9 protein-coding genes are annotated in these 12,729 nt (G+C 46.6%); 6 read left to right on the top strand and 3 right to left on the bottom strand.

The window, feature by feature from the left end; translation table 11 throughout:
* Window positions 1-58: 58 nt before the first annotated feature.
* A complete protein-coding gene (locus tag FKN16_RS21220; RefSeq protein WP_170903491.1) occupies window positions 59-805 on the bottom strand; it encodes an amino acid ABC transporter substrate-binding protein in 747 nt (248 codons plus the stop codon).
* A gap of 412 nt (window positions 806-1,217) precedes the next feature.
* On the opposite strand from FKN16_RS21220, the gene dnaA reads away from it, so the two are divergent.
* The 6 genes from dnaA to FKN16_RS21190 all read left to right on the top strand — a co-directional run bounded on the left by dnaA (window position 1,218) and on the right by FKN16_RS21190 (window position 9,039).
* Window positions 1,218-2,624 carry a chromosomal replication initiator protein DnaA gene (gene dnaA / locus FKN16_RS21215; RefSeq protein WP_005378835.1) on the top strand — a complete coding sequence of 469 codons (1,407 nt, stop codon included), beginning with the start codon at window positions 1,218-1,220 and terminating at the stop codon, window positions 2,622-2,624.
* A gap of 63 nt (window positions 2,625-2,687) precedes the next feature.
* Complete coding sequence (dnaN, locus tag FKN16_RS21210; protein ID WP_005394106.1) at window positions 2,688-3,788, top strand: DNA polymerase III subunit beta; 1,101 nt, start codon at window positions 2,688-2,690, stop codon at window positions 3,786-3,788.
* Between the two features lie 9 nt (window positions 3,789-3,797).
* On the top strand, window positions 3,798-4,877 hold the full coding sequence (gene recF / locus FKN16_RS21205; protein ID WP_170903490.1) for a DNA replication/repair protein RecF: 1,080 nt from the start codon (window positions 3,798-3,800) through the stop codon (window positions 4,875-4,877).
* A gap of 13 nt (window positions 4,878-4,890) precedes the next feature.
* Window positions 4,891-7,308, top strand: a complete 2,418-nt coding sequence (gene gyrB / locus FKN16_RS21200) for a DNA topoisomerase (ATP-hydrolyzing) subunit B (protein WP_005394109.1) — start codon at window positions 4,891-4,893, stop codon at window positions 7,306-7,308.
* 344 nt (window positions 7,309-7,652) lie between these two features.
* Window positions 7,653-8,069 (top strand): GreA/GreB family elongation factor, encoded by a 417-nt coding sequence (locus tag FKN16_RS21195; RefSeq protein WP_053807522.1) that lies wholly within the window; start codon window positions 7,653-7,655, stop codon window positions 8,067-8,069.
* 532 nt (window positions 8,070-8,601) lie between these two features.
* Window positions 8,602-9,039, top strand: a complete 438-nt coding sequence (locus tag FKN16_RS21190; RefSeq protein ID WP_005458680.1) for an Hsp20 family protein — start codon at window positions 8,602-8,604, stop codon at window positions 9,037-9,039.
* A gap of 84 nt (window positions 9,040-9,123) precedes the next feature.
* Here the strand turns inward: FKN16_RS21190 and FKN16_RS21185 are convergent, their stop codons facing one another.
* On the bottom strand, window positions 9,124-10,377 hold the full coding sequence (locus tag FKN16_RS21185) for a valine--pyruvate transaminase (protein ID WP_170903489.1): 1,254 nt from the start codon (window positions 10,375-10,377) through the stop codon (window positions 9,124-9,126).
* Window positions 10,378-10,598: 221 nt separating this feature from the next.
* Window positions 10,599-12,683: an alpha-amylase gene (locus FKN16_RS21180; RefSeq protein WP_170903488.1), complete on the bottom strand. Its 2,085-nt coding sequence runs from the start codon at window positions 12,681-12,683 to the stop codon at window positions 10,599-10,601.
* Window positions 12,684-12,729 lie beyond the last annotated feature (46 nt).

The raw sequence follows: 12,729 nt of genomic DNA, 5'->3' as shown, positions 1-12,729 counted from the left end.
GTAAGTTTATTTTAGTCCGAGAGTGATACCACTTTGCGGCCTAAAGTACAAAGAGTTCTTATTTCGTGATGTCAGCGCCAAACCACTTCACGGAAATTTTCTCTACTGTACCATCTGCGCGCATCTCAGCCAGTGCTTTGTTTACTTCTTCTTGCAGCTTACGACCTTTCTCGTTGTCCACGAAAGGCCATGCGTTTTGAATGGTTTCAAACGGTTCGCCCGCCAATTTCAGAGGAAGACCGGTTTTCTTAATCAGTTCTAGCGCAGAAAGACGATCCATTACAAATGCATCTGCACGACCGAGCGCCACGTCATGTTCGATACCTGTGTCGTACGTTTTAATGTTGATCTTGCCGTCTTTGTCGTATTGACGCAGCAGTTGCTCGAAGTTAGATCCTAGATTCACAGCAACGGTTTTGCCCGCAAGATCGTTAACACCTTTGATGCTTTCGTTGCCTTTACGCACGGTAATTTGTGCGCCATCTACAACGTAAGGGTCAGCAAATAGGTATTTGGCTTTACGCTCATCAGTCATGGTGATTTGGTTGGAGATCGTATCGATGCGACCGGTTTCTAAAAGACCAAATAAACCAGAGAAGTTGGCTGTTACGTATTCGATTTTGTAATCGTTACGTTTGCCGATTTCATCCCACATGTCGACTTCAAAGCCTTGTAGCTTGTCTTGCTTTACAAAAGTAAACGGGAAGTAGCGACCTGACATACCAACTTTGACTTCAGTAGCGGCTTGTACGGTTGCTGCCGACAGTGCAATGGCTGCAACGGCAACCTTAATCCAGTTTTTCATAATACATCTCCATAATTTTATGGTTGGAAATACTACTGTTAGTTAGCTCAATTAAATAAATAACCAAGAGCAATAACCTAGACCTGTGAGTTATTAGATAATAGAAGAAGAATGTTAAATGTGACGAAAATGCGAACTGAACCAGGGGAAATGATCGACAAAATCAGCATTGGGAATAAAATAATACACAGACTTATCACCAATCGCTCGATCTTGTGAATTTTGCCCAATTGTGGATCGTTGTGTGGGCAAATTTGGGGCAAGGTGTGTTGATCTCATCAAGTTTGCAGAAATAATTGTGAATAACTTGGATCTTATTCACTGGATCGTCGATCAATCGCTGGCGATCTTGGTTATCAACAGGTAAAATTGCCAGTCTTTTCCGATAATTCAATTACTCAGTGGGGGCACCGTGTCATCTTCGCTTTGGCTGCAATGTTTGCAGCAGCTTCAAGAAGAGCTACCAGCTACAGAATTCAGCATGTGGGTTCGTCCGTTACAAGCGGAGCTCAATGACAATACTCTCACTCTATTCGCGCCAAACCGCTTTGTGTTGGACTGGGTGCGTGATAAGTATCTGAACAATATTACTCGCTTACTGCAGGAATACTGTGGTGGCGACATTCCTAACTTACGCTTTGAAGTGGGGAGTCGACCTGTCTCTGCTCCAAAACCAGCGCCGACACGTACGCCTGCAGATGTGGCTGCGGAGTCATCTGCACCTGCGCAATTACAGGCGCGTAAGCCAGTACACAAAACCTGGGATGACGACGCTCAAGCGATTGCGGCGATCAATCACCGTTCAAACATGAACCCAAAACACAAGTTCGACAACTTTGTTGAAGGTAAGTCGAACCAACTGGGTTTGGCTGCGGCGCGTCAGGTATCGGATAACCCAGGTGCAGCTTACAACCCACTATTCCTATACGGCGGCACGGGTTTGGGTAAAACCCACTTATTGCATGCGGTGGGTAACGCGATTGTGGATAACAACCCGAACGCGAAAGTGGTCTACATGCACTCAGAACGTTTTGTGCAAGACATGGTGAAAGCGCTGCAAAACAATGCGATTGAAGAATTCAAACGCTACTACCGCAGTGTGGATGCACTCCTTATCGATGACATCCAATTCTTTGCTAATAAAGAACGTTCGCAAGAAGAATTCTTCCATACCTTCAACGCACTATTGGAAGGTAACCAGCAGATCATCTTAACGTCTGACCGTTATCCTAAAGAGATTAATGGCGTTGAAGATCGTCTTAAATCTCGCTTTGGTTGGGGTCTTACTGTTGCGATCGAGCCGCCTGAGCTTGAAACGCGTGTGGCGATCTTGATGAAAAAAGCCGAAGATCACCAAATCCACCTTGCTGATGAAGTGGCATTCTTCATTGCCAAGCGTCTGCGTTCGAACGTTCGTGAGCTAGAAGGTGCACTGAACCGCGTTATCGCTAACGCGAACTTTACTGGCCGCCCAATTACGATTGATTTTGTTCGTGAAGCGCTGCGCGATCTGCTTGCTCTACAAGAGAAGCTGGTGACGATCGATAACATTCAAAAGACGGTGGCGGAATACTACAAGATAAAAGTGGCTGACTTGCTGTCCAAACGTCGCTCTCGTTCTGTAGCGCGTCCTCGTCAGCTGGCCATGGCGTTAGCAAAAGAGCTAACCAACCACAGCCTGCCTGAAATTGGTGATGCGTTTGGTGGCCGCGATCATACGACCGTACTTCATGCGTGTCGCAAGATTGAGCAGCTGCGTGAAGAGAGCCACGATATTAAAGAAGATTACTCTAACTTGATTCGCACCCTGTCCTCGTAATCGGTTAGAATAACGGTATTCTAAGCAAATCATTTATTGAGCTGACAGCGTAAAGAGCCAAGCATGAAATTTACCATTGAACGTAGTCATTTAATCAAACCGCTACAGCAGGTTTCGGGCGCTTTAGGTGGCCGACCAACTCTGCCAATCCTGGGTAACCTACTTCTTAAAGTAGAAGAGAACGTATTGTCGATGACGGCAACCGATCTTGAAGTAGAGTTAGTAAGCAAAGTGACGCTAGAAGGTGATTTTGAAGCGGGCAGCATTACCGTTCCTTCGCGTAAGTTTCTCGATATCTGCCGTGGTTTACCGGACGATGCGATCATCACATTTGTATTAGAAGGTGATCGCGTACAAGTTCGCTCTGGTCGCAGCCGTTTCTCATTGGCAACGCTTCCTGCGAACGATTTCCCTAATATTGAAGATTGGCAAAGTGAAGTGGAAGTATCACTGAGCCAAGCCGATCTACGTACGCTGATCGACAAAACTCAGTTCTCGATGGCGAATCAAGACGTTCGTTACTACCTCAACGGCATGTTGTTTGAAATTGACGGTACCACGCTACGCAGCGTGGCGACGGACGGCCACCGTATGGCGGTATCGCAAACTCAGCTGGGTGCGGATTTTGCGCAGAAGCAAATCATCGTGCCACGCAAAGGTGTGCAAGAATTAGTGAAGTTGATGGACGCGCCAGAGCAACCTGTAGTACTTCAGATCGGTAGCTCCAATGTTCGTGCTGAGGTGAATAACTTTACTTTTACCTCTAAGTTGGTTGATGGTCGTTTCCCTGACTACCGCCGCGTATTGCCTCAGAGCACCAATAAGACCCTAATAGCAAGTTGTGACGAGTTGCGCCAAGCCTTTTCTCGTGCTGCGATTCTTTCCAACGAAAAATTCCGTGGCGTGCGTGTGAATCTAGCTGATACTGAAATGCGCATAACCGCGAATAACCCAGAACAAGAAGAAGCGGAAGAGATGCTTGATGTGACCTTTGAAGGTGACGCCATCGAAATCGGCTTTAACGTAAGCTATGTGCTTGATGTTCTAAACACGTTGCGTTGTGAAAATGTACGTGTGTCGATGTCGGATGCTAACGCTAGCGCATTGATTGAAAATGCCGACGATGATAGTGCCATGTACGTGGTGATGCCAATTCGTCTATAAGCCAACTGAATGCCTCTTTCTCGTCTCATCATTCAGCAGTTTCGAAACATTAAAGCCTGTGATATTGAGTTATCAGCAGGCTTTAACTTTCTTATCGGGCCGAACGGCAGCGGTAAAACCAGTGTCTTAGAAGCGGTTTACCTGCTTGGGCATGGCCGCTCATTCAAGAGCTCTCTCACCGGACGAGTGATACAAAATGAGTGTGATGAACTGTTTGTTCATGGTCGTTTTTTGAACTCGGATCAATTTGAGCTACCTATCGGCATTAATAAGCAGCGTGATGGCTCAACAGAGGTTAAAATAGGCGGTCAATCTGGACAAAAATTAGCGCAGTTGGCACAAGTTCTGCCTCTGCAGTTGATACACCCAGAAGGGTTTGATTTACTGACAGGTGGCCCTAAACATCGTCGTGCGTTTATTGATTGGGGCGTGTTTCATACCGAGCCCGCTTTTTATCAAGCATGGGGAAGGTTCAAACGCCTGAACAAGCAGCGCAACGCGTTGTTGAAAACCGCCAATAGTTATCGTGAGCTCAGTTATTGGGATCAGGAAATGGCAGGATTGGCTGAAAGCATCAGCCAATGGCGAGCAAGTTACATCGAGCAGATGAAAACCGTCGCCGAAACTATCTGTCAGACATTTTTGCCAGAATTTGAGATCCAATTGAAGTATTATCGTGGCTGGGATAAAGACACCCCATACCACGAGATACTAGAAAAGAATTTTGAGCGTGATCAGGCATTGGGATACACCTTTAGTGGCCCAAACAAAGCTGATTTGCGCATTAAAGTGAACGGAACGCCCGTTGAAGATGTTCTGTCACGCGGTCAATTAAAACTCATGGTGTGTGCATTGCGTGTCGCGCAAGGGCAACACCTGACAGAGATGACCGGTAAACAATGCATTTACCTAATTGATGACTTCGCGTCGGAATTAGATAGCCAACGTCGCAAGCGTCTTGCTGACTGCTTAAAAGAGACGGGCGCACAAGTATTTGTAAGCTCTATCACTGAAAGCCAAATCGCCGATATGTTGGACGATAACGGTAAATTGTTTCATGTGGAACATGGCAGGATAGAGTCAAACTAGAAGAGAGAAACTCATGTCTGAAAATTACGATTCATCGAGTATTAAGGTACTGAAGGGTCTGGATGCGGTACGTAAGCGTCCAGGAATGTACATCGGCGATACGGACGACGGCACCGGCCTTCACCACATGGTTTTCGAGGTGGTGGATAACTCAATTGATGAAGCGTTGGCAGGTCACTGTAAAGACATCGTTGTGACAATTCATGAGGATAACTCGGTTTCCGTTAGCGATGATGGTCGTGGCATTCCAACAGAAATCCACTCAGAGGAAAATGTCTCTGCAGCAGAAGTAATCATGACGGTACTTCACGCGGGTGGTAAGTTCGACGATAACTCATACAAAGTATCGGGTGGTCTTCACGGGGTAGGTGTTTCAGTAGTAAACGCACTATCAGAGAAAGTTGAGCTGACGATTCATCGCGGTGGTCATATCCATACGCAAACCTACCGCCATGGTGAGCCTCAAGCGCCACTAGCCGTTGTGGGTGATACGGATAAAACCGGTACACAAATTCGTTTCTGGCCAAGTGCCGAGACCTTCTCTAACACTGAGTTCCACTATGACATTCTGGCGAAACGCCTGCGTGAACTGTCATTCCTGAACTCTGGTGTATCGATCAAATTGGTTGATGAGCGTGAAGCGGACAAACACGATCACTTCATGTATGAAGGTGGTATTCAAGCGTTCGTTGATCACCTAAACACCAACAAAACGCCAATCATCGAAAAAATCTTCCACTTTAACTCAGAGCGTGAAGACGGCATTTCAGTTGAAGTGGCGATGCAATGGAACGATGGTTTCCAAGAGAACATCTTCTGTTTTACCAACAATATCCCACAGCGTGATGGTGGTACTCACCTTGCTGGTTTCCGTGCTGCGTTAACACGTACATTGAACAGCTTTATGGATAAAGAAGGTTTCTCTAAGAAAGCAAAAACAGCGACTTCAGGCGACGATGCGCGTGAAGGTCTAACTGCGGTTGTTTCGGTGAAAGTGCCTGATCCTAAGTTCTCAAGCCAAACAAAAGACAAACTGGTTTCTTCTGAAGTGAAATCAGCTGTTGAGTCTGCAATGGGTGAAAAACTGTCTGAGTTCCTGATTGAGAACCCGACAGAAGCGAAGATGGTTTGTTCGAAAATCATCGATGCAGCACGTGCGCGTGAAGCAGCACGTAAAGCTCGTGAAATGACGCGCCGTAAAGGTGCACTAGACCTAGCTGGCCTTCCAGGTAAACTTGCAGACTGTCAGGAAAAAGATCCGGCACTCTCTGAACTATACATAGTGGAGGGTGATTCGGCAGGCGGCTCCGCAAAACAAGGCCGTAACCGTAAGAACCAAGCAATCCTACCGCTAAAAGGTAAGATTCTTAACGTAGAAAAAGCACGTTTCGACAAGATGCTGTCTTCGCAAGAAGTGGCCACTCTGATCACTGCACTTGGTTGTGGTATCGGTCGTGACGAGTACAACCCGGACAAGCTGCGTTACCACAACATCATCATCATGACCGATGCCGATGTCGATGGTTCGCACATCCGTACGCTACTATTGACCTTCTTCTACCGTCAAATGCCAGAGCTTATCGAGCGTGGTTACGTGTACATCGCTCAGCCACCACTTTACAAAGTGAAAAAAGGCAAACAAGAGCAGTACATCAAAGACGAAGAAGCGATGAACCAATACCAAGTATCATTGGCTCTGGATAATGCATCGCTACACGTAAACGCAGAAGCACCAGCATTGGCAGGTGAAGCACTAGAGAAGCTTGTTCAACAGTACAATGCGGGTATTAAACTGGCGGAACGTATGAGCCGTCGTTACCCAAGTGCTTTGGTAAACGAGCTGATTTACACACCTCGTCTAACGCCTGAGCAATGCCATGACGCATCAGTTGTTGAAGCGTGGACGAAGCAGCTTATTGAGCAGCTGAATGCGAAAGAAGTGGGCGCTAGCCAATACAGCTACGAAGTTGAACAGCACGAAGAACTAGGCTTAAACTTGCCTAAGATCGTGGTTCGTACTCACGGTGTGACGCACGAACATGCAATTAGCATCGATTTCCTAAACTCGAAAGAGTACGGCAAATTGGCTGATCTATCAGAAGCACTGGATGGGCTTCTGGAAGAAGGCGCGTACATCAAACGTGGTGAGCGTACGATGCCAGTAGCAAGCTTTGCAGAAGCACTTGATTGGTTGGTTAAAGAGTCAATGCGTGGTCTGAGCCGTCAGCGTTACAAAGGTCTAGGTGAGATGAACCCAGATCAGCTGTGGGAAACGACTATGGACCCAGAAACGCGTCGCATGATGCAAGTAACGATTGAGGATGCGGTAGGCGCAGACCAATTGTTCACAACACTAATGGGTGATCAAGTAGAACCTCGTCGTAACTTCATCGAAGAAAACGCGCTGAAAGTAGCGAACTTAGACGTGTAACGACAACTTGTCTTAATAGAAAAAAGCAGCGAGAAATCGCTGCTTTTTTGTTTTAACCACCAATGAAAATCGCCACTTTCTGCCAAGACTTTGGTTTTTCTGGTGCTAACTGCCAATAACCTGATCAAGCTTGCCATTTTATTTCTGTTTTCTTTTTTTCTCGCCATTTTGTTCGCTTGGGCACTTTTGCATTCTTTTTTCTGCTCGCTATAGTGCTGAAGAGCTGATGAATAAGGAGGTTGAGAAAATGGTTATGACTTTCCTGAACTAAGCCGGAGGTGATGCACTTCCGGTTCAATGCACTGAATTTATTTGTAAGACAAGGCATTAAGAAGGAAATAATCATGTTTGAACGCTGGTTCTCGGCGTACTGTTTGGCGCTGCGAACTTGGTGGTTAACCAGTCGCTTTTTAACCTATCAATCACCACTAAGGTTGTTATCGCTATTTGAAACCTGCGAGCAACAGGCCCATTGCCGTAACCGAGCTCGTATTGCGGTTGGGGACACGGTTCGCTTAGTGGATGTTGAGCGTGCTTATCAATATCGCATGACGTTAGTCAACTCGCACAAGAGCCAACCGATGACAGGTATGCTCGCGGTCGATTCTTATTTGGGATCCCGTTTATTAGGGCGAGCTAAAAATGATGCGTTCGAAATAGAAATTTTTAATCAGCGACGCTGCTTTGTGATTACTGAAATTGTTCATCAATCGCAGCCACCAGCGCAGAAAATGCTGTGTGGCTGTCTGTTGTGTCAATAAATAGAGGTGAAGTCATGAGTAAGAAAGACAAGAAACAACCACAGTTGAGTCTGAAAGAAAAGCGTAAGTTAAAACAGGAAAAAGCGGCAGAAAAGAGCGTTGTAAAAGCTCGTAAATCCTCCCGCAAGTAGAGTGCAGATTGAGCCCACCAGAAAGGTGGGCTTTTTAATACCGATTGCAAAGCGAGGGTAAACTGACCTTTCTGGGGAAATAGCGAGCGCACTTAAAATTTTTTATTTTTTCCCTTGAAAGTCATTTTTGACGACCTTATATCTAGTTGTGAAGAGGATGACTGGCTTGCTAGAGACTAGAAGACAGCCCTCTGGAATCGCTAAAACGAGATCGCTCAAAAGAGGATATGGCGTTTTAGCACACAACTTAAACCTTTAGATTTCCTATCATGTCTCCGAGCTAAATGATGGCCTGCGGAATGATAAGAATCTCTTAGCTCGGCGTTGGTTTTTGCATAAACACGCCTGTGAGATGAAGGTCATCTGAGCTAAGACTATTGCTTAATTAAGAGGATAGATTTATGCGTAACGTAGATTTCTCACCACTATACCGTAATGCAATTGGCTTTGATCGTCTGCTAAACCTGATGGAAGCGAATACAGCGAAAAATACTTCTGGCGGTTACCCTCCGTACAACATTGAGCAAAAAGATGAGCATAACTACCGTATTACTATGGCAGTTGCTGGCTTCTCTGAAGACCAACTCGATCTGACTCAAAACGAAAACATGTTGATTGTGAAGGGCGAACGCAAAGCAGAAGAAGGCAAAAATTACGTGTACCAAGGCATTGCTGAGCGCGACTTTGAACGTAAATTCCAGCTAGCGGATTATGTAAAAGTGACTGGCGCATCAATGGAAAACGGCTTATTACATATTGATTTGGTTCGTGAAATCCCAGAAGCAATGCAACCACGTAAAATTGCTATCGGTGGCAACAACCTGCTAGAAAGCAACTAATCAGCAAGTTATTTGCCTTATAGAGTGAGAAAGAGCGCCAGTTGGCGCTCTTTTTAATTTGTGTCTTTGATGTGGGAGTTTGCTTTACTGACCTTGTTGGTAAGCCTTTTCGACTTCTTCCGCGATAATCGCGATACCGTTCTGCATCATCTCATCGCCTTGAACGTAGTTCATGCGTAAGCACTGATGAGCGTGGTCCCATTCGTCTTTCTGGCCAATAAAGAAGTACTCACCCGGAACAATCAATACACCACGCGCTTTCAAGCGTTGGTACAACTCCATTGTCGTAATTGGCAACTCATCAAACCATAACCACAAGAAGATCGCCCCTTCAGGTTTGTGGATACGGAAGCGCTCATCGGTAATCGCCTGTTGTAGCAGTTCAACCGCACGTTGCGACTTCTGCTTGTAAAACGGCTTAATCACCTCTGAACTCAGTTTAAGCAGGTCGCCTTTAGCGATGATGTGGTTTGCCAGCGCTGGACCCACACTGCCTGGTGCTAGGCTGATGATGCCGTTCATATTGGTTAACGCTTGAGTGATTTCTTCACTCGCAATCACAATCCCGCAACGCACGCCAGGCAAGCCAAGTTTGGATAGGCTCATGCACAAGATGGTGTTTTCATTCCAGAATGGTTCGACATCTTCAAAGATGATGTTCGGGAACGGCAAGCCGTAGGCGTTATCGATGATCAGTGGGATGTTGTTTTCACGTGCGAGTTTGTCCAGTTTACGCACTTCTTCGTCTGTCAGTACGTTACCCGTTGGGTTGGTTGGGCGAGATGCGCAGATTGCCGCAACAGAATCGTCGACGGTTAGCTGTTCAAAATCGACGTGGTATTTAAACAATCCGTTATCTAACAGCTCGATTTCTGGGTGGTAAGAGACAAAAATATCTTCATCAATGCCAGCATCACCATAGCCGATGTACTCAGGCGCGATAGGCAGTAGCACCTTCTTATGCGAACCGTCTGGCTGTTTACCTGCGAGTAAGTTGAACAAGTAGAAGAAGCCACTTTGGCTGCCGTTAGTTAGGCTGATGTTCTTCTCTGAAATGTCCCAACCGTAAGTATCACGGAATAACTGAGCCAGCGCTTTCACGAACGCGTCTTTACCCTGTGGCCCATCGTAGTTGGCTAGGGCGGCGACGAGTTCGCCACTGGCGAGCATTTCCTCACTGGCTTGGTGAAAGTAATCGAGCATGGCAGGAATGGCGGCTGGGTTACCTCCACCGAGCATGATGGCACCTGGTGTGCGCAGACCATCATTCAAATCGTCCATTAACTGCGTAATACCTGAATACTGATTAAATTTTTCACCAAACTTTGAGAACTGCATGCTGACTGATACCTAATTCATTGTGATTGCTTATGTGTATTGAATGCTGATGAAACATCAGCTTATAGAGTAATACTTGACCTTACCCTAATGTTATTACGACGCAAAGTGTGAATTTACTCGAAGAAGAAAAAAGTTTGTCATCAGACCAGATGATGGGGATATGAGCAGTGAATAAAAAAGGGAAGCGAAATGCTTCCCTTGCTGGTGGAGTGAATCGGCTATTCGCCAGTGTAGACGATCAGCACTTTGTCGTCGTGGTATTGGCGCTCGAACGCGTAATACCCTTCTTGATTGCGAGTGATGTGTTTGCCTTGCGCAACCGCTGGGTGGCGTTGACGGAACTCGCCGAGTTTTTGCCAATGTTGCAGCAAGTCTTCACGTTCGCCATGAATCTTATCCCATGGCATATCAGAGCGAGTACCTTGAGTAGGATCGGAGCCAGTCACGCCAAAGTCACGAGCAATCTCATCGCCGTAGTAGATTTGCACTGCACCCGGAGCCAACATCAGTGCATTTGCGGCACGTGCTTGGTCATCGAAGCTGCGGCTGCGTGCCGACCAAAACAGCTGTGTATCGTGTGAAGATAGGTAGCTCAACACGTTGAACTCAGGATCGGAGTTAATACGTTCTGCGTAGCGGCGATAATCGCTATCGAGTTGAGCGAAGCATTTCAGCGCTTTTGGTGCCACATCAGATTGGAACTCGAAGTTGATGATGGAATCGAAGCCGTTATCGAAATACGGGCTCTTCACCACGCTGTGTGCCCACACTTCACCTGTCATCCAGAAAGGTAAATCATCCAAGGCTTTGTCTGGGTTGTTTTGCTTCCACTGGGCAAGCGCTTGGGTGGTGCTGGCTTTCAACTCTGCCCACGCTTCCATTTCAACGTGCTTAGCAGTGTCGACGCGGAAACCATCAATGCCGTAGTCGCGTACCCAGTCGGATAACCAGGTAATCAGACGCTCACGTGGGGTTTTCAGCTTATCTTGCGCATTAGTGTCTTTATTGCGGAAGAAGTTCGGTAAGCCGGTTTTCTGAGTAGATTCGGTTTTGAGATCCGGTAGGTAGTTTAAAGACATGGTGATGTCGTTGTATCCCGGCGCATCGTACTCGCCGATGTCGGTACGAATCCAATCTTTGCCCCACCATTTATCCCACGCTTCGCTATCACCGTATTTGATGTAGTCGTTGAAGCTGTGCCAGCTTTGTCCTGATTTTGGCTGCCAGTCGGTCCATTTTTCACCAAGGACTTCTTTGGCTTCTTGGTCATCAAGGTAAAGCTGACCAAATCCGAATTCCTGCATGTCTGCTAATGTTGCGTAGCCAGTGTGGTTCATGACCACATCCCAAATCACGCGGATGCCTTTCTTATGCGCGGTATCGACGAAGGTTCTGAGTTCATCTTCGGTACCCATGTTGGCATCAAGCTTGGTCCAATCTTGATGGTAGTAGCCGTGGTAGCCGTAGTGTTTAAAGTCGCCTTTATCGCCGCCGCCAACCCAGCCATGGATTTGTTCCAGTGGTGAGGTTATCCAGATAGCATTGACACCAAGTGATTCGACGTAATCGAGTTTTTTCGTCAGACCCGCTAAGTCACCACCATGGAAGGTGCCAATCTCGTATTTCCCGTCTTTGCTGCGACCGTAGCTGTTGTCGTTGTCTGGGTTGCCGTTATAGAAGCGGTCAGTCATGACGAAGTACACCGTCGCGTTATCCCAGCTGAAAGGTTTTTCTGCTTGTTGCTCAACCTCTTCTAGTAACAACAGACCTTGGCTCATAGGGCCCGGCTGCATGGTTACGCTGCCATTTGTAACTATAGTTTCTTGTCCGGTTAAGGCATCGCGAACGACAGTGCCATCATTAAAGGTTTGAGCAACGTTGATGGTTTTTGGCGCCTCAGTTGCGACAGGGCAAGAGTAGGTGATGTATTGGTTCTCTTTGGGTTTGAGCCTAACAGTTAGCTCGTTAGTAGTTGGGTTGAGCGTAAACTGATAGGTGTTGGCTTTGAAGATGCGCAGCGGCATTTGGGCATCTGTGGCGCAATTATCCATTTTTAATGGACGATTGAATTTGATGCGATCTTCTTCTGCTAGAGCAAAGCTGCTGCCGCAGGTTTGGTTGCTGTCGGCAATGGTAAAGGTATAGCTGCCTTTTTCGAGTTTTTGCTCGGCGACAAGTAAGCCGTTAGAGTTTGCTTCGAAGACGGCTGTATCGTCTCCGACGCTCAGTACGATAGCATTTTCTGGAATCTGGCTGCAAGCGCTCAATAGTCCAATAGAGAGTGCGAGAATTGTTTTTTTCATTGTGTCCTTCCCCCGAATAAACAGTCCAGTTATAGCAAAACTGAGC

This window comes from Vibrio sp. 11-4(1), from assembly GCF_013048625.1.
GTDB classification, from domain to species: domain Bacteria; phylum Pseudomonadota; class Gammaproteobacteria; order Enterobacterales; family Vibrionaceae; genus Vibrio; species Vibrio diabolicus.
This window is presented reverse-complemented; position numbering and strand designations above follow the sequence as displayed.